The 16,566-nt window shown below is 67.4% G+C and carries 15 protein-coding genes; 11 read left to right on the top strand and 4 right to left on the bottom strand.

The features are described 5' to 3' along the window. Positions 1–114: 114 nt before the first annotated feature. Positions 115–1,512 (top strand): efflux transporter outer membrane subunit, encoded by a 1,398-nt coding sequence (locus RWO33_RS07520; protein WP_314103777.1) that lies wholly within the window; start codon positions 115–117, stop codon positions 1,510–1,512. A gap of 69 nt (positions 1,513–1,581) precedes the next feature. Here RWO33_RS07520 and RWO33_RS07525 read toward each other — a convergent pair whose 3' ends face one another. The 3 genes from RWO33_RS07525 to RWO33_RS07535 all read right to left on the bottom strand — a co-directional run bounded on the left by RWO33_RS07525 (position 1,582) and on the right by RWO33_RS07535 (position 3,028). Beyond that, positions 1,582–1,977: a low affinity iron permease family protein gene (locus RWO33_RS07525; RefSeq protein ID WP_145479155.1), complete on the bottom strand. Its 396-nt coding sequence runs from the start codon at positions 1,975–1,977 to the stop codon at positions 1,582–1,584. Positions 1,978–2,047: 70 nt separating this feature from the next. Further along, positions 2,048–2,380, bottom strand: a complete 333-nt coding sequence (locus RWO33_RS07530; RefSeq protein ID WP_314103781.1) for a hypothetical protein — start codon at positions 2,378–2,380, stop codon at positions 2,048–2,050. Positions 2,381–2,575: 195 nt separating this feature from the next. After that, a complete protein-coding gene (locus RWO33_RS07535; protein ID WP_314103783.1) occupies positions 2,576–3,028 on the bottom strand; it encodes a nucleoside deaminase in 453 nt (150 codons plus the stop codon). Between the two features lie 71 nt (positions 3,029–3,099). Here RWO33_RS07535 and ubiE point away from each other — a divergent pair, with 71 nt between their 5' ends. The 3 genes from ubiE (at position 3,100) to RWO33_RS07550 (ending at position 6,741) form a co-directional block, all read left to right on the top strand. Beyond that, positions 3,100–3,861 carry a bifunctional demethylmenaquinone methyltransferase/2-methoxy-6-polyprenyl-1,4-benzoquinol methylase UbiE gene (gene ubiE, locus RWO33_RS07540; RefSeq protein WP_145479158.1) on the top strand — a complete coding sequence of 254 codons (762 nt, stop codon included), beginning with the start codon at positions 3,100–3,102 and terminating at the stop codon, positions 3,859–3,861. A 104-nt stretch (positions 3,862–3,965) separates the two neighbouring features. Beyond that, positions 3,966–5,900 carry a M1 family metallopeptidase gene (locus RWO33_RS07545; protein ID WP_145479159.1) on the top strand — a complete coding sequence of 645 codons (1,935 nt, stop codon included), beginning with the start codon at positions 3,966–3,968 and terminating at the stop codon, positions 5,898–5,900. 109 nt (positions 5,901–6,009) lie between these two features. Next, positions 6,010–6,741, top strand: coding sequence for a hypothetical protein (locus RWO33_RS07550; RefSeq protein WP_145479160.1), 732 nt, complete (start codon positions 6,010–6,012; stop codon positions 6,739–6,741). A gap of 248 nt (positions 6,742–6,989) precedes the next feature. Here RWO33_RS07550 and RWO33_RS07555 read toward each other — a convergent pair whose 3' ends face one another. Beyond that, complete coding sequence (locus tag RWO33_RS07555) at positions 6,990–7,928, bottom strand: carbohydrate kinase family protein (protein WP_145479161.1); 939 nt, start codon at positions 7,926–7,928, stop codon at positions 6,990–6,992. Positions 7,929–8,202: 274 nt separating this feature from the next. Here RWO33_RS07555 and RWO33_RS07560 point away from each other — a divergent pair, with 274 nt between their 5' ends. The 7 genes from RWO33_RS07560 to RWO33_RS07590 form a co-directional block, all read left to right on the top strand. Continuing rightward, a complete protein-coding gene (locus tag RWO33_RS07560) occupies positions 8,203–9,249 on the top strand; it encodes a rod shape-determining protein (protein ID WP_038686189.1) in 1,047 nt (348 codons plus the stop codon). A gap of 132 nt (positions 9,250–9,381) precedes the next feature. Beyond that, positions 9,382–10,452, top strand: coding sequence for a rod shape-determining protein MreC (mreC, locus tag RWO33_RS07565; protein WP_314103790.1), 1,071 nt, complete (start codon positions 9,382–9,384; stop codon positions 10,450–10,452). Continuing rightward, complete coding sequence (mreD, locus tag RWO33_RS07570) at positions 10,449–10,934, top strand: rod shape-determining protein MreD (RefSeq protein ID WP_145479163.1); 486 nt, start codon at positions 10,449–10,451, stop codon at positions 10,932–10,934. Before mreC ends, mreD begins: the two co-directional genes overlap by 4 nt. A gap of 1 nt (position 10,935) precedes the next feature. Then, positions 10,936–12,999: a penicillin-binding protein 2 gene (gene mrdA / locus RWO33_RS07575; RefSeq protein WP_145479164.1), complete on the top strand. Its 2,064-nt coding sequence runs from the start codon at positions 10,936–10,938 to the stop codon at positions 12,997–12,999. After that, on the top strand, positions 12,996–14,108 hold the full coding sequence (rodA, locus tag RWO33_RS07580) for a rod shape-determining protein RodA (RefSeq protein WP_145479165.1): 1,113 nt from the start codon (positions 12,996–12,998) through the stop codon (positions 14,106–14,108). The genes mrdA and rodA overlap by 4 nt, the downstream gene beginning before the upstream one ends. Positions 14,109–14,642: 534 nt before the next feature. Continuing rightward, positions 14,643–15,800: a lytic murein transglycosylase B gene (mltB, locus tag RWO33_RS07585; protein ID WP_314103795.1), complete on the top strand. Its 1,158-nt coding sequence runs from the start codon at positions 14,643–14,645 to the stop codon at positions 15,798–15,800. Continuing rightward, on the top strand, positions 15,797–16,566 hold a 770-nt coding region (locus tag RWO33_RS07590; protein WP_314103796.1), incomplete at its 3' end, for a septal ring lytic transglycosylase RlpA family protein. The genes mltB and RWO33_RS07590, both read left to right, overlap by 4 nt.

The raw sequence follows: 16,566 nt of genomic DNA on the forward strand, positions 1-16,566 counted from the left end.
GCCTGGGCCGGCCAACGGCCGGCGCTACAAGGCGATGCGGACACCGGGGACGCCGCCGTCCCCGGTAGCGCCGGCCGTTGGCCGGCCCAAACGGTCCAAAACGGAATCCCTGCAATGAAACCCACGCATCTCTTCCTCTCCCTTTCCGCGCTGCTGCTGTCCGGCTGCGCCATGCTGGAACCGCGCAGCACCGAGGTCGCTCCGGCCATCCCGGCGCAATGGCCAGCCACGACGGCCACCGCATCGTCGGTGGAAGTGGCCGACATCGGCTGGCGCGACTTCTTCGTCGACCCGCGCCTGCAGGCCGTGATCGCACAGTCGCTGCAGAACAACCGCGACCTGCGCGTGGCCGTGCTGAACGTGGACAAGGCGCGCGCGCAGTACCGCATCCAGCGTGCCGACCGGGTTCCCGCAGTGGGGGTGCAGGGACAGATGACCCGCAGCGGTGGCGATGTCCCGGTCGCCGAACAGTTCAGCGCCAACCTCGGCGTGGTCGAATTCGAGCTGGACCTGTTCGGCCGCGTGCGCAGCCTCAGCCAGGCCGCCCTGCAGCAGTACTTCGCCGAAGCGGCCAACCGGCGCAGTGCGCAGCTGGCGCTGGTGGCCGAAGTGGCCAACGCGTGGCTGACCCTGGGCGCGGACAGCGAACAGCTGAAGATCTCCCAGGCTACGCTGTCCAGCTACAAAGACTCGCTGCGCCTGAGCGAAGCGCGGCATCGGCTCGGGGGGGTGTCGGCGCTGGAGCTGAGCCAGACCCGTACCCTGGTCGAAACCGCGCGTACCGACGTCGCCCGTTTCCAAGGGCAGCTGGCGCAGGACCGCAATGCGCTGGTGCTGCTTGCCGGTGGACCGGTGGATGACGCGCTGCTGCCGGACAGCGAAGCGACCGCGGTCGCTGCCGTGCGCGCGATACCCGGCGGCGTGCCCGGCGACGTGCTGCTGCGGCGGCCCGACGTGATGGCCGCCGAACACACGCTGATGGCGGCCAACGCCAATATCGGCGCGGCGCGCGCGGCCTTCTTCCCCTCGATCAGCCTGACCGGCAGCGTGGGTTCGGCGTCGTCGGAACTGTCGGGGTTGTTCGATTCCGGCACGCGGGTGTGGAGTTTCATGCCGACCCTGAACCTGCCGATCTTCCAGGGTGGCAAACTGCGCGCCGGTCTGGGCGTGGCCAACGCCAACCGCGATATCGCCCTGGCGCGGTATGAACAGGCGATCCAGTCCGGGTTCCGCGAGGCGGCCGACGCGCTGGCGCTCAACGAAAGCCTGGACGCCCAGCTGGTCTCGCAGCAGGCCCTGGTGGCGGCTGCCGAACAGGCGCAGCGGCTGTCGCAGGCACGCTACGACGCCGGCCTGGACAGCTTCCTCACGCTGCTGGATGCGCGGCGGACGGCGTACACGGCGCGGCAGTCGCGGGTGAGCACGCAGCTGGCGCAGCAGTCGAACCAGGTGGCGCTGTACAAGGTGCTGGGCGGCGGCTGGTACGAGCGGGGCGAAGTCGCCGCGCGTTGAAGATCCGGTCGGATCCGCAGATCCGACGTAGCGACACGCCATGCGTGCCCCACGCAATGCAGGGAATGGTCAGCCGCCCCCACGCCGCCGCTGCAGCGTCTGCGTCGCTTCTCTGGCCATCGCCTCGTAGGTCCGCCGGATTTCCTCCAGTCGTTCCTCGTCGAGTTCTTCCAGGTCCAGCAGTTCGTTGTTGGCCTCGGCCGTCACCCGGATCAGCTCATCCAGCTTGATCTGGATGGCGGCGGTGTCGGCGTTCTGGCTGTGCTGGATCAGGAACACCATCAGGAAGGTGATGATGGTGGTGCCGGTGTTGATCACCAGCTGCCAGGTGTCGTTGAATTTGAATACGGGTCCGCTCAGGCCCCAGATGACCACGATGCAGAGCGCACCGAGGAAGGTCCATGGGGTGCCCGCGGCATAAGACGCCTTCTTGGCGACCAGGTTGAAGAGGCTGCGGAGTTTCATCTGCACCGGAACGAAGTGGCGTTGCCCCATCATGGGCCGGGGCGGCGTGTAGGCCCCGTGCAGCGATCGTTCAGGCGCGGGCGGTCAGGCGGGGACGGGCGTTCTGGTCGTGCTGGCTGGTCAGGTAAAGGTGTTCCCAGACCTGCTCGACGAACTCGCGCGTCTCGTCCTCGGACAGGCGCGGCAGGATCTGGAAGTCAAATTGCTCCTTGAAGGTCCGGGCGCGCTCGCGGTCGTCAGCGTGCGGCTTCGAGATCAACGAGTTGCAGGCGAACTTGACCCACGGCACGTAACTCCCGAACGAGGTCAGCTTCAGCTTCCCCAGAGTGTGCTGGGTACGCCAATAGTTGATCTCGGCGTCGACGTCGATGACGGCGGGAATGGACAGTGGTACAGAGGACATGGTCGCGTCGATTCACAGGGAAGAAGACACCCTGATGATGCGTAACATCCAGTGCATGGGGTGTCATGGCGATGTGCAGCGGGCGTGCGCACCCACCTTCGCGCCTGAAGTGTTCATGACTGCGACCCGCGCACGCAGGTCGATGGCGACGCCTTCGGCCCGCACCGTGCACAGGTGCGCACGGTGCGGTACGGATCACTCGCCGATGTCTTCGTTCCAGACCTCGGGGTGGGCGGAGATGAATCCGCCCAGCAGGTCGATGCACTCCTGGTTCTGCATGTCGATGACCTGCACGCCGTTCTCGCGCAGCCAGTCGATGCCGCCCTGGAAGGTCACCGATTCACCCACCACCACGGTGCCGATGTTGAACTGGCGGACCAGCCCGCTGCAGTACCAGCAAGGGGCCAGGGTGGTGACCATGATGGTGTCCTGGTAGCGGCGCTGGCGGCCGGCCTTGCGGAAGGCATCGGTTTCGCCGTGCACCGACGGGTCGCCTTCCTGCACGCGGCGGTTGTGGCCACAGCCGAGCAGGCGCCCGTCGTTGTGGTACAGCGCCGCGCCGATGGGGATGCCGCCTTCGGCCAGGCCCTGGCGGGCCTCGTCGATGGCGGTCTGGAGCAAGGCGGCGTAGTCGGGGGTGATGAGCATGGGCAGTCCATGGGGGAGAAGGGGGCATCATAAGGTGCCGCAGACTGGCGAGCGGTGCGATAATCGGGGCCATGAGCGAATCCCCCTACAAGACTGGCACCACCCATTTCGGCTTCCGTGACGTTGCCGCCACGGACAAGCAGAAGCTGGTGGGCGAAGTGTTCACCTCGGTCGCGCGCAACTACGACCTGATGAACGACCTGATGAGCCTGGGCATCCACCGGGCGTGGAAGCGCTACTACGTGGCCACCGCGCAGGTGAAGCCGGGCGACAGCGTGCTCGACCTGGCCGGCGGCACCGGCGACATCGCGGTGCTGCTCAAGGAGCGGGTCGGTGACGAGGGTACCGTCGTGGTGGGCGACATCAACGCGGGCATGCTGACCGTGGGCCGCGACCGCCTGACCAACCGCGGCGTGGTCGCCGGCCTGGATTTCGTGCAGCTCAACGCCGAGGCGTTGCCGTTCCCGGACGCCAGCTTCGACCTGGTCACCATCGCCTTCGGGCTGCGCAACGTCACCGACAAGGACGCGGCGCTGCGCGAGATGTACCGCGTGCTGAAGGTCGGCGGCCAGGCCCGCGTGCTGGAGTTCTCGGAAGTCACCGCGGACTGGTTCAAGCCGATCTACGATTTCCACTCGTTCAAGATCCTGCCGAAGCTGGGCCAGTTGTTCGCCCGCGATGGCGCCAGCTACCAGTACCTGGCCGAAAGCATCCGCAAGCACCCGCCGCAGGAAGCGCTGAAGACCATGATGGGTGAGGCCGGCTTCGCCCGCTGCCACTACAAGAACCTGACCGGCGGGATCGTCTCGATCCATTCCGGCTACAAGGTGTAGAGCGGGGCTCTGCCCCGCTGGCTCTGCCCCGCTACGGCGGGGCATTCCGTATTCAGCTTCCGGGAGGGGTAAACTGGCGGTTTCACCCTGATCGGTCCCGATTCATGCGATCCCCGTTCCTGCTGATTCCCCTGGCCGTTGCGCTTGCCGCCGGCTGCTCCAAAGAGCCCGCCGCCCCGACCGCGGCCCCCGCCGCCCAGCCGAGCGCCGACAACGCCGTGAAAGCCGCCAACCGCAGCCACGATGAGAGTTCCTACGCCGAGCCGGACAAGGTCGTCATCAAGGACCTGGCGCTGGACCTCAAGCTGGACTTCGACAGCCGGCAGATCGGCGGTACCGCCACCTACACCCTGGAGTGGAAGGACAAGGCCGCCAAGCAGCTCGTGCTCGATACCCGCGAGCTGACCATTGAAAAGGTCGAAGCCGTCGCAGCCGACGGCAAGACCGCGCCGCTGCAGTTCGCGCTGGCCCCGGCCGACAAGGTGTTCGGCAGCAAGCTGACCATCGACGCCCCGGAACAGCCGGGCAAGGTCCTGGTGACCTACCACACCGCGCCGACCGCCTCGGGCCTGCAGTGGCTGGAGCCGTCGATGACCGAAGGCAAGCAGCTGCCCTTCATGTTCAGCCAGTCGCAGGCCATCCACGCACGCTCCTGGGTGCCGCTGCAGGACACGCCGAGCGTGCGTTTCACCTACAGCGCGCACGTGACCTCGCGTCCGGACGTGATGGTGCTGATGAGCGCCGACAACGACCCCAAGGCAGCGCGTGACGGTGATTACACCTTCAAGATGCCGCAGCCGATTCCGTCCTACCTGCTGGCCATCGCCGCCGGTGACCTGGTATTCGAACCGATCTCCGGCCGCTCCGGCGTGTGGGCCGAACCGACCATGGTCGGCAAGGCCGCCAAGGAGTTCGAAGACACCGAGAAGATGATCGGTGCGGCCGAGAAGCTCTACGGCGAGTATCGCTGGGGCCGCTACGACATGCTGGTGCTGCCGCCGTCGTTCCCGTTCGGCGGCATGGAGAACCCGCGCCTGACCTTCGCCACCCCGACCGTGATCGTCGGCGACAAGTCCCTGGTGTCGCTGGTCGCCCATGAGCTGGCGCACAGCTGGTCGGGCAACCTGGTGACCAACTCGAGCTGGAAGGACATCTGGCTCAACGAAGGCTTCACCACCTACGTGCAGGGCCGCATCACCGAAGCGCTGTATGGCCAGGAGATGGCCGAGATGGAGCGCGAGATCGACCAGAACGACCTGCTCGCGGAGGTCAAGGACATGAGCCCGGCCGACCAGGCGCTGGCCCTGCCGCCGCTGACCGAACGCGACCCGGACGAAGCGCTGAGCAACGTCGCCTACGTCAAGGGTTCGTGGTTCCTGCAGTTCCTGGAGCAGCGCTTTGGCCGCGAGATCTTCGACCCGTTCCTGCGTGGCTGGTTCGATGACCACGCCTTCCAGAGCGCCAACACCGACCAGTTCGTCGAGTACCTGAAGAAGAACCTGCTGCCCAAGAAGCCCGGCGCCGTCACCGATGCCGAGCTGAAAGCATGGCTGGAAGAGCCGGGCATTCCGGCGTTCGCGGCCAAGGCGCGCTCGCGCAGCTTCAGCATCGTCGACACCGCACGTATTGCCTGGCAGGGCAGCGGCACCCTGCCGAACGCGCAGATCACCGGTGAGTGGGGTACCCAGGAGTGGGTGCACTTCATCGACGGCCTGGGCAAGACCCTGCCGGTGGAGAAGCTGGCCGCGCTGGACCGTGCGTACAAGTTCACCGGTACCGCCAACGGTGAGATCGCCATGCGCTGGTACCCGCTGGCGATCCGCAGCGGCTATGCCGAAGCCAATGAAGCGGCCGGTGCGTTCATCGAGCGCGTGGGCCGTCGCAAGCTGATCCTGCCGATCTACGCCGAACTGGTGAAGACCCCGGAAGGCCTGGCCTTCGCCAAGGCGGCATTCGAAAAGGCCAAGCCCAGCTACCACCCGATCACCACCGCATCGGTGCAGGACATGCTGGACAAGGCGAGCCCGGCCGCACCGTAACGGCGGTTGCAGCGCAGGATGCATGAGAAGCGGCGGGGGCAACCCCGCCGTTTTTTTTGCGTTTGCGCTACCGGTACACTCGGAGCCGCACCCGAACCGGACTTCTGCAATGAAACGACTGATCCTCGCCGCAGCCTGCGCGTTCGCCCTGGCGGCCTGCAGCAACCCGGAAGAAGAGCGCAGGGCGCAGGAGGCCGCTGCCGCCGCTGCCAAGGCACAGCAGGAAGCAAAGGCCGAAGGCGTAGCCAAGCAGTACGACATGGCCGTGGCCGCGCAGGATTGGGAGCGCGCGCGCATCCACGGTGGGTCGCTGCTGGACCAGTACAAGGACACCGACGTGGCCGCGCGCATCGAGCCGGGCTACGCCGAGGTCAAGGCCAAGGCCGACACCGCGCGCGAGCTTCGCCGCATGCAGGGCCTGTGGCAGTACAACCAGGTGGCGGTGGGCAGCAAGGGCAACCAGGTGTCGGCCTCGATCTACAGCAGGGAGCGCGTGGACGTGGACGGCAGCGGGCCCAAGCCGGTGCAGCTGATCTTCCGCGACCATCCCGAATGGAAGCGGCACGCCTACCTGGTCCTGCAGGCCGGCGATTTCCGCTGCCCGCAGTGCACCGTCAAGGTCACCGTGGACGACGGCAAGCCGATCAACATGGCTGCCTGGCGCCCGAAGACCGACGAGGCCATCGCCATGTTCATCACCGACCAGAAGGCGCTGTGGAAGCTCGCACGCAAGGCGAAGTCCATCAGCATCGAATTCCCGGTCAAGGCCGGCGGCACCCGCACCGCCGTCTTCGAAACCGGCGGCGTGGACGCCAGCAGGATGCCCAACTGGTGGAATTGATCGCCCGGTGAAGCAGCGTGCCGACCAACGGTCGGCACCTACCGGTATCGCACGTTTCGTACGAACCGATGTCCCGCCCCGGTAGGTACCGACCGTTGGTCGGTACGGAAGGCGCCGGTCACCCCTCCGGGGCAACAGCCCCCTTCTGTCAAGGGGGCGCGCCGAAGGCGCGGGGATAGGTGAAATGCCTCGGGGCCCAGGATTCGCCGAAGGCGAATCCTGGGCGAGCAGTTCAACCAGCGATTCGATTACGCGCTCAGCGCGTAACCGAACTGCTGTTTGAACTGCTCGTTGAACTCATCAAAGGTGAACCGCTGGTTCTGCGTGCCCGGGTGCTCGACCTTCAGCGCACCCATCAGGTTGCCCATGCGGCCGATGGTCAGCCAGTCGTAGCCCTTCTCGATGCCGTAGATCAGGCCGGCGCGGAAGGCGTCACCACAGCCGGTCGGATCCACCACGCGGCGTTCGTGCGCCGGCGGGATGTCGTAGGTCTTTTCCGGGGTATGGATCACCGCGCCCTTCGGGCCGCGGGTGGTGATGTAGGCCTTGACCCGGCTCACGATTTCCTTTTCGTCCCAGCCGGTACGCTCCTGCAGCAGGTTGGACTCGTAGTCGTTGACCACCACGTAGTCGGCCTGCTCGATGAAGGTGCGCAGCTCCGGCCCATTGAACAGCGGCATCGCCTGGCCCGGATCGAAGATGAACGGCACGCCGGCGTCGAAGAACTCCTGCGAGTTCTGGATCATGCCCTCACGGCCGTCCGGGCCGACCAGGCCCAGGGTCACCCCCGGCACGTCCTTCACGTGGTTTTCGTAGGAGCGCATCATCGCGCCCGGATGGAAGGCGGTGATCTGGTTGTTGTCGTGGTCGGTGGTGATGAAGGCCTGCGGGGTGAACAGTTCGTCGATCACCTTGACCCGGCTCAGGTCGATGCCCAAGCCCTGGAAATACTCGCGATACGGGCCGAAATCCGATCCCACCGTGCCCATCGGGATCGGGTCGCCACCCAGCAGGTGCAGGTTGTAGGCGATGTTGCCGGCGCAGCCACCGAACTCGCGGCGCATGCGCGGCACCAGGAACGACACGTTCAGGATGTGCACCTTGTCCGGCAGGATGTGATTCTTGAACTGGTCCGGGAACACCATGATGGTGTCGAAGGCAAGAGAACCACAGATCAAAGCGGACATCGATTAAGGCCTATGCGAATGGGGTTTGAGGCCCGCCGGGCGGGCAACGAAACGGCGCCCGGAGGCGCCCAATGGCGCAAAGGTTAACGGGTGCGGCGCCGCAGGGCCAGAACCCCGGCTGTCCGGATTCGGCTGAATGGCCGCCAAGGCTGGGTTTGGGGGACATTTCTCCTTGCTCGCGAACAGGGGGATTGCTAGGCTTGTCGACCTCGAATTCTGCCCAATTTTTCGCCATCCCGCGTTGGGCGCGACACCCCTCAGGATCAACTCCCAGATGTTCAAGAAACTGCGTGGCATGTTCTCCAATGACCTGTCCATCGACCTGGGCACGGCCAATACCCTCATCTACGTGCGCGGGCAGGGGATCGTGCTGAACGAACCGTCGGTCGTGGCCGTGCGCCAGGACCGCGCCATCGGCGGCACCCGTTCGGTCGCCGCGGTCGGCGCCGAGGCCAAGCAGATGCTGGGCCGTACCCCGGGCCACATCACCACCATCCGCCCGATGAAGGACGGCGTCATCGCCGATTTCACCTACACCGAGGCGATGCTCAAGCACTTCATCAAGAAGGTGCACAAGTCGCGCTTCCTGCGCCCGAGCCCGCGCGTACTGGTCTGCGTGCCGGCCGGTTCGACCCAGGTCGAACGCCGCGCCATCAAGGAATCGGCCGAGGAGGCCGGTGCCCGTGACGTGTTCCTGATCGAAGAGCCGATGGCCGCTGCGATCGGCGCCGGCATGCCGGTCACCGAAGCCCGTGGCTCGATGGTCATCGACATCGGTGGCGGCACCACCGAAGTGGCGGTGATCTCGCTGAACGGCATCGTCTATTCGGCCTCGGTGCGCATCGGCGGCGACCGGTTCGACGAGTCGATCACCAACTACGTGCGCCGCAACCACGGCATGCTGATCGGTGAAGCCACGGCCGAGCGGATCAAGGTCGAGCTGGGCTGCGCCTACCCGCAGGCGGAAGTGATCGAGATGGAAATCTCCGGGCGCAACCTCGCCGAGGGCGTGCCGAAGATGATCAAGATCAACTCCAACGAAGTGCTTGAAGCACTGCACGAGCCGCTGTCGGGCATCGTCAGCGCGGTCAAGCTGGCGCTGGAGCAGACCCCGCCGGAGCTGTGCGCCGACGTCGCCGAACGCGGCATCGTGCTGACCGGTGGCGGCGCCCTGCTGCGCGACCTGGACCGCCTGATCTCCGAGGAAACCGGCCTGCACGTGCAGGTGGCCGACGACCCGTTGACCTGCGTGGCCCGCGGTGGCGGCCGGGCGCTGGAGCTGGTCGACATGCACGGCAACGAGTTCTTTGCGCCGGAGTAAGTCGTACCGTTGCGGTTCCGTGGACGCGCCCCTGCGGCGTGATGCCCGCTGCGTGCCTGCCACGCGGGGCATCGCAGCGCCGGGGCGTTGTCGCATCCCGTCGTCCCCTTCCTTGAACCCTCGAAACGCCTCGTGCCGCCTTACGCCGGTCCTCCCGTAGCCTCCCGCCAGGGCGATGCCAGCAGCCCGCTGCGGCTGCTCGCCTACCTGGCCCTGGCCATCACCCTGATCGTGCTCGACGACCAGGCCGGCTGGCTGGCGCGCGCCCGCGCGCAGGCCAACGTACTGGTGCAGCCGGTGTGGGCGCTGGCCGGCCTGCCGGGCCGGCTGGGCACCCAGGTCAAAGACAACGCGGCCAGCCATGGCCAGCTGGTGGATGAGAACCGCGAACTGCGCAACCAGCTGCTGATCGCCAATGCGCGGCTGACCCGGCTGCAGACCGCCGCGCTGGACAACGCCCAGCTGCGCGAACTGCTCAACGTGGCCGAGCGCAGCGGGCTGGACGTGCAGCTGGCGCCGATCCTGGACATCGACCTGGATCCGGTGAAGCAGCGCCTGGTGCTGGCCGCCGGCAGCCGCGACGGCGTGCACCTGGGCCAGGCGGTGATCGACGCCGGCGGGCTGATGGGGCAGGTGATCGCCACCACCGGCAGCACCGCCACCGTGCTGCTGCTCACCGACCCCGACCACGCGGTGCCGGTCACCGTAGCCCGCAACGGCGTGCGCCTGATCGTCTACGGCCGCGGCGATACCCTGGAACTGCGCGACATTCCGCTCAGCGCCGGCGTCGAAGTAGGCGATGAGATCGTCACCTCCGGGTTGGGCGGTCGTTTCCCGGCCGGCTTCCCGGTCGGCAAAATCACCGCACTGCGCCCCGACGACACCCACGCCTTCCTGGTCGGCCAGCTGGACCCGGCGGCCAAGCTCGACCGCGGCCGCGACGTGCTGCTGTTGAGGCCGGGCGCAGCAATTCGCGTGCCTGTGGCACGCGAACTGCTTCAGCCGGATTCACCTGCGGCGAATCCGGCTGCCGGGGGGGCATCCCCCCTCAACCCCGCGCCGTTGGCGCGCCCCCTTGAACACCAAGGGGGCTCCTCGCCGGTTGGCGCACCGGTAGCGCCGACTGTTAGTCGGCCCACGGAAACCGTGCCACAAGCAGCCCAACCCGCACCCCAGCCATCCCCGACGGAACCCACCCGATGAGCCGCCTGCGCGACAAACCGTGGGTGCTCCCGGTCAGCATCGTGCTGGCGCTGCTGCTGGGCCTGCTGCCGTTGCCCGAGCTGCTGCAGCCGCTGCGTCCCTACTGGCTGGCGCTGGTGCTGGCGTACTGGGTGATCGAAGCGCCCGACCGGGTCGGCCTGGGCGTGGCGTTCATCTGCGGCGTGATCGCCGACCTGCTGTATGGCGGGGTGCTGGGCGAACAGGCGCTGCGGCTGGTCATGCTCACCTTCATCCTGCAGCGCTTCCGCGCGCGCATCCGCTTCTTCCCGATGTCGCAGCAGGTGCTGGCGATCGGCGGCCTGCTGTTCAACGACCGCATCGTCAGCGCAGTGGTCCACATCGCGGTCGGTGAACCGACCCTGCCCTGGTCCTACTGGTGGGCGCCGCTGCTGGGCATGGGCCTGTGGCCGCTGGTGTTCGTGCTGCTCGACGCGGTCCGCTTCGGACGACGCGGGCGCTGACATGTACGTGCGCCGCCAGGCCAAGAACCCCCACGCCGAGGCCGAACAGTTCCGGCGCCGCGCCGCGCTGGGCTTCCTGGGCGTGCTGGTCTGCCTGATCGGCCTGGGTGGCTGGTACTTCAAGCTGCAGGTGCTCGACCACGACATCTACGCCACCCGCTCCGAGGCCAACCGGATCAAACCGCGGCCGGTGGTGCCGGGGCGCGGCATGATCTACGACCGCAACGGGCGCCTGCTGGCCGAGAACGTGCCCGCGTTCCGGCTCGACATCACCCCGGACAAGGTCAAGGACATGGACGCCACCCTGGCCGGGCTGGCGAAGATCCTGGCCCTCAGCCCGGAAGACATCGAGACCTTCAACAGGTCGCGCAAGGCGCGCCGCAGTTTCCTGCCGGTGACGCTGAAGCTGCGCGTGACCGACGAGGAAATGGCGCGCTTCGCGGTCGACCGCTGGCGCTACCCGGGGGTCGAGCTGGAGCCGTACCTGACCCGGCGTTACCCCTACGGCGACCTGTTCGCGCACGTCATCGGCTACGTCGGCCGGGTCGATGACAAGGACCTGGAGATGCTGGGCGAGGGCAATGCCGCGCTGACCCACATCGGCAAGTCCGGGCTGGAGCGCTATTACGAGACGCAGCTGCGCGGCAAGGTCGGCTACGAGCAGGTCGAAACCAACGTGCAGGGCCGTGCCATCCGCACCATCGGCCGCGTCCCGGCGCAGTCCGGCAGCGACCTGCGCCTGTCCATCGACGCCGACCTGCAGCGCGCGATGGTCGCCGCGTTCGGCGAATTCGAAGGCTCGGCGGTGGCGATGGATCCACGTACCGGCGAGATCCTGGCCATGGTCAGCCTGCCGTCGTACGACCCCAACCTGTTCGTCAACGGCATCTCGCACACCGACTTCAAGGCGCTCAACGACAACCCGTCGCGCCCGCAGTTCAATCGCCTGGTGCTGGGTGGGGTGGCGCCCGGTTCGACGATCAAGCCGCTGATCGGCCTGGCCGGGCTGGACAGCGGCACCCGCCGCCCCGAAGACCGGATCTACTCCAGCGGCATGTTCTACCTGCCGGGCACCTCGCGCGGCTGGGGCGACGCCAACCGCAGCGGCCACGGCTGGACCGACCTGCGCAAGTCGATCACCCAGTCGGTCAACACCTATTACTACAAGCTCGCCCTGGACATGGGGATCGAGAAGTTCGACCACTACATGGGCTACTACGGCTTCGGCCAGCCGACCGGGATCGACCTGACCGGTGAGATCGGCGGGATCCTGCCGTCGCCGCAGAACAAGGCGAAGTCGCGCAAGGAACGTTGGTACCCCGGCGACACCGTCAACGTCAGCATCGGCCAGGGCGACTGGAAGGTCACGCCGCTGCAGCTGGTGCATGGCGTGGGCGGCATCGGCGACGGCCAGCTGCGCACCCCGCACCTGGTGATGCAGCAGCGCGAAGGCTTCGACGCCGACTGGGTGGCCACGCCGGCCGGCGCCAGCAAGCCGGTCAGCCCCAGTCCCGGCAACCTGCAGGCCGTGCGCGAAGGCATGATGGGGACCATGCGCCCCGGCGGCAGCGGCGCCCGCGCCGCGGCCGGCGCGCCGTACACCATCGCCGGCAAGACCGGCACCGCGCAGGTGATCAGCCGCCGTGGTACGGCTGCGGTGAATCCCAAGAGCCTGCCCATGCACCTGCGGCACCGTTCGCTGTTCGTGGGCTTTGCCCCGGCCGAGAACCCGGTGATCGCGCTGGCCATTGCGGTCGAAGGTGGCGGTTACGGCGGTTCGGCGGCGGCGCCGATCGCACGCAAGCTGTTCGACGCCTGGCTGCTGGGCAAGATGCCCGAAGGCATGGAGCCGCTGGACAGCGCGCGCGGTACCACCGCGATCGGCATCACCGCGGTCGAAGGCGACAGCACCGCGCGCGAGGCCGGCGACATCGCCGCCGCGGCGCTGGACGGGGTGCCGGTGCAGGTTGGCGTGCCCGAACCGGTCCCGGCGCCCGTCCCCGTGCCCGGCACGCCCCTGGCGCCTGCTGCCGCCCCCCCGACGCCACCGGAGCGCACCCGATGAAGGTGTTCCTGCGCTGGGCGACCGACATGGCCGTCCGTTTCTGCAGCACCCTGGACTGGGTGCTGTGCCTGGCCCTGGGCGCGCTGATGCTGATCGGCCTGTCGGTGCTCAAGAGTGCCGGTGGCGACGGTCTGGTCTATGCGCAGGCCGCGCGATTCGGCGTGGGCCTGGTCGCACTCTGGTTGATTTCGCGGGCGTCGATCCTGCGCATCCGCTCGGCCACGCCGTTGATCTATGCGATCTCGATGATTCCGCTGCTGGCGGTGTTCGTGCTCGGCACCGGCAAGTACGGCCGCCAGTGGCTGGACCTGAAACTGTTCTACCTGCAGCCGGCCGAACTGCTCAAGGTCAGCCTGCCGATGATGGTGGCCTGGTACCTGCACCGCATGCCGCTCCCGCCGCGCTTCAATACCGTGCTGGTCAGCGCGGTGATCATCGGCGTGCCGACCGGGCTGGTGATGCTGCAGCCGGACTTCGGCACCGGCGTGCTGATCGCGGCCAGCGGCGCCTTCGTGCTGCTGCTGGCCGGCCTGCCGTGGTGGTGGGTGGGCGTAGCGGTGGGCGGCGTTGCCGCGGCCGCCCCCGTGGCCTGGATCTGGCTGCTGCGGCCGTACCAGAAGGACCGCATCATGATGTTCCTGGACCCCGAAAGCGACGCGCTGGGGGCCGGCTGGAACATCATCCAGTCCAAGATCGCCATCGGGTCCGGTGGCCTGGATGGCAAGGGCTGGGGGCAGGGCTCGCAGTCGCACCTGAACTTCATTCCCGAGCAGACCACCGACTTCGCCTTCTCCGTGCTCAGCGAGGAATTTGGCTGGATCGGTGTGGCCACCGTGCTGGCCCTGTACCTGGTGGTGATCGGGCGCTGCCTGTGGATCGCGTCGCAGTCGCGCGACTCGTATTCGCGCCTGCTGGCCGGGGCCACCGGCCTGGCCTTCTTCGTCTATGTGCTGGTCAACGGCGGCATGATCTCCGGCTTGCTGCCGGTGGTGGGGGTGCCGATGCCCCTGATCAGCTATGGCGGCACTTCGGCGGTTTCGCTGCTGGCCGGGTTCGGCCTGGTGATGGCGGCGCGCAGCCACAACCCGGTGCACGGCGGCTACAGCTGAGGCGGCTGTCCGCGTGATCTCGCGCGGCGGCATTCCGTCGCTAGTCGATATGTCTAGTCAAAACAACGGCGACGTTGCGGCCGGATTTTGCGCAAATGCGTGTTTAGAACGATGCGAATATGCCGAAACCGGCACCGTGGGTGCAGGTGCCGTCAACATGTCGGCAACAAAGTGCGATGCCGCTCACAGAACTGAATGCGCTTGATCACGATCAATGGACTTGTCGTAATCGGCCTGCACAATGGCGACCCGCAGCAGCTGCGCAGTCAGCCAAGATGACGCGCCCCAGCGCTGCGGGACGTAGTTGACCTAACGGGTACAGGGGGTGCGACGTTGCGCTGGGGAGTAGCGCGTCGCGCTGGTATCGACCAGGTCGGTGGCGCCGGTCGCGCTCATGGGGATGGGGGCGCGACCGGCTATACCTTGAACCGCGATTTACACGTCGTCTTAACGAACGTGTTCCTGTCTACGCAAATCGTTGGGATTCATGGTCTTAGGGGTTTTATTTCATCTTTGACCTGCTAATCTGCGGCGATGATCCGACGCACTTTGGCCTGCATGCTCACGCTCGGTTTGGTCGCCTGCGCGACCCAGCCGCACTCCCCGTCACCGCCGCCGCAGGCGTCGGATGCGCCCAACCGACCGGCCAACCGACCGGGGGTCGCGCAGAAGGGGCCGGCCGAGGCCGCGCCTGAAGCCGCCGCCGCCAGCGCACCGCCGGTCGACCTGACCCCGGTGCCGTTCGCGATCGCGCGCGCCAACTTCGTACGCGACACCGCCGCACGCTATGGCATTCCGGCCGCACAGATCGATGCGACCCTGGCCCAGGCACAGGTGCGCGACCCGATCATCGCCGCCATGTCGCGCCCGGCCGAGCGGGTCAAGCCGTGGAACGAGTACCGGCCGATGTTCATCAGCCAGGCGCGGATCGACGGCGGGCGGAAATTCCTGGCGCAGCACCGCGATGAACTGATGCGGGTGCAGGAACGCACCGGCGTGCCGGCCGAAGTGATCGTGGCAATCATCGGCGTCGAAACCAGCTACGGCGCCAACACCGGCAGCTACCGCGTGCTCGATGCGCTGTACACGCTGGCCTTCAACTACCCGCGCAGTGGCGATCCGGCCAAGCTCGAACGGGAAGTCCGCCGCGAGCTGTTCTTCCGCGACGAACTGGCGCGCCTGTTCGCGCTCGCCCGCGATGAAAAGCTGGACATCCTGTCGATCAAGGGAAGCTACGCCGGCGCGATGGGCATGGGCCAGTTCATGCCGTCCAGCTACCTCGATTTCGCCGTCGACGGCAACGGCGATGGTCGCCGCGACCTGTTCAACAGCTTCGACGACGTGTTCTCCTCCATCGCCAATTACTTCGTCAAGAAGGGCGGCTGGGTGCGTGGCGGCCCGGTGGCGGTGCCGGCCACGCTGGCCCCGGGGCGCGCGTCGTTCGACCCGACCGACTGGACCCCGACCTGGACCCTGTCCGACCTGGCCCAGCGCGGCTACCAGCCCAGCGTTCCGGTACAGGCCGGGCTGACCGCGACCCCGATCACGCTCGAAGGCAGCGGCGGGCGGCAGTACTGGCTGGGCTTCCAGAACTACTACGCGATCACCCGCTACAACCTTTCCAAAATGTACGCGATGGCGGTGTACCAGCTGTCCCAGGCCATCGTCGGACAGGAGCTGCCGCCGGCATGAACGCATTCGCACACTGCAGATGGCTGGTTCCCGGCCTGTTGATCCTGGCGTTGGCCGCCTGCAGCAGTGCACCGAAGAAGCCGCCCGCCGCCAGCGTTGGCGCGGGCAAGCCCGGCGGCACCGTGGTGCAGGGCGCAGGCAGGGGCGGGCGCCCGGCGCACTGCCCGGAAGGCTCGCCGTACAAGGCGGCGGCGGAAGACCCCAGCACGCGCGGCGATTACCGCGCCGGCGGCCTGTACAAGCCCGGGGTCAACGACAGCACGCCCACCTACATTCCCAACGTGGCCTGCATTCCCGAGCCGGAGGTGGTCGACCTGCCGCGCTCGCCGGTCGGCAACAGGACGCCGTATGCCGTGCTCGGCAAGCAGTACAAGGTGATGGACGACACCCGCGGCTATGCCGAGAAGGGCACCGCTTCCTACTACGGCGCCAAGTTCCATGGCCGGCTCACCTCCAACCGCGAGGTGTACGACATGTACGCCTTCACCGCCGCGCACAAGACCCTGCCGCTGCCGAGCTTCGCCCGGGTGACCAACCTGGACAACGGCGAATCGGTGGTCGTGCGGGTCAACGACCGCGGGCCATTCCACGATGGCCGGGTCATCGACCTCAGCTACGCTGCCGCCGTGCGCCTTGGCATCACCCAGCGCGGCACCGGCAACGTGGAAGTGCGCGCGCTGAGCCCGGGCGAGGACAACCTGCTGGCCGACAGATCCTCGCGCCGCGAGCGCCGCGCTGCGGCCACGGCCGCTGCGGTGTCCACGCC

The organism is uncultured Stenotrophomonas sp., from assembly GCF_963519925.1.
Classification (GTDB): Bacteria; Pseudomonadota; Gammaproteobacteria; order Xanthomonadales; family Xanthomonadaceae; genus Stenotrophomonas; species Stenotrophomonas maltophilia_AE.

Excerpts from the sequence above, each read along its gene's own strand:
- RWO33_RS07520 (WP_314103777.1), top strand. The coding sequence starts at position 115 with ATGAAACCCACGCATCTCTTCCTCTCCCTTTCCGCGCTGCTGCTGTCC.
- RWO33_RS07525 (WP_145479155.1), bottom strand. The coding sequence starts at position 1,977 with ATGAAACTCCGCAGCCTCTTCAACCTGGTCGCCAAGAAGGCGTCTTAT.
- RWO33_RS07530 (WP_314103781.1), bottom strand. The coding sequence starts at position 2,380 with ATGTCCTCTGTACCACTGTCCATTCCCGCCGTCATCGACGTCGACGCC.
- RWO33_RS07535 (WP_314103783.1), bottom strand. The coding sequence starts at position 3,028 with ATGCTCATCACCCCCGACTACGCCGCCTTGCTCCAGACCGCCATCGAC.
- ubiE (WP_145479158.1), top strand. The coding sequence starts at position 3,100 with ATGAGCGAATCCCCCTACAAGACTGGCACCACCCATTTCGGCTTCCGT.
- RWO33_RS07545 (WP_145479159.1), top strand. The coding sequence starts at position 3,966 with ATGCGATCCCCGTTCCTGCTGATTCCCCTGGCCGTTGCGCTTGCCGCC.
- RWO33_RS07550 (WP_145479160.1), top strand. The coding sequence starts at position 6,010 with ATGAAACGACTGATCCTCGCCGCAGCCTGCGCGTTCGCCCTGGCGGCC.
- RWO33_RS07555 (WP_145479161.1), bottom strand. The coding sequence starts at position 7,928 with ATGTCCGCTTTGATCTGTGGTTCTCTTGCCTTCGACACCATCATGGTG.
- RWO33_RS07560 (WP_038686189.1), top strand. The coding sequence starts at position 8,203 with ATGTTCAAGAAACTGCGTGGCATGTTCTCCAATGACCTGTCCATCGAC.
- mreD (WP_145479163.1), top strand. The coding sequence starts at position 10,449 with ATGAGCCGCCTGCGCGACAAACCGTGGGTGCTCCCGGTCAGCATCGTG.
- mrdA (WP_145479164.1), top strand. The coding sequence starts at position 10,936 with ATGTACGTGCGCCGCCAGGCCAAGAACCCCCACGCCGAGGCCGAACAG.
- rodA (WP_145479165.1), top strand. The coding sequence starts at position 12,996 with ATGAAGGTGTTCCTGCGCTGGGCGACCGACATGGCCGTCCGTTTCTGC.
- mltB (WP_314103795.1), top strand. The coding sequence starts at position 14,643 with ATGATCCGACGCACTTTGGCCTGCATGCTCACGCTCGGTTTGGTCGCC.